At 44.5% G+C, this 256-nt stretch carries 1 protein-coding gene; it reads left to right on the forward strand.

The window, feature by feature from the left end:
- On the forward strand, positions 1 to 237 hold a 237-nt coding region (locus tag AOA61_RS32085), incomplete at its 5' end, for a hypothetical protein (protein WP_218197440.1).
- Positions 238 to 256: the final 19 nt, after the last annotated feature.

Genomic DNA, 256 nt, shown 5'->3' on the forward strand with positions numbered 1-256 from the left:
ACTGTAACTGGCACGAGCCAAACTGCAAATGAACTCACTCAACGTTATCCAAATGTTCGCGCCGAGGCAATGGAAGGATTCGGAGTAGCATCAGCTGCGAAAAGCTGCGGCATACCAAGTCTTGAAATTCGTAGCATTTCGAATCTCGTTGGCCCACGAGACAGAGAGGCATGGCGTATTAAAGAAGCGCTTGAAAAACTTGAAGTGACATTTTCCACCATTAGGGAGGTATTATAGATGAAAATTGTATATTCAC

The sequence above is a fragment of the Pseudomonas sp. 2995-1 genome, assembly GCF_002742505.1.
Taxonomy (GTDB): Bacteria; Pseudomonadota; Gammaproteobacteria; order Pseudomonadales; family Pseudomonadaceae; genus Aquipseudomonas; species Aquipseudomonas sivasensis.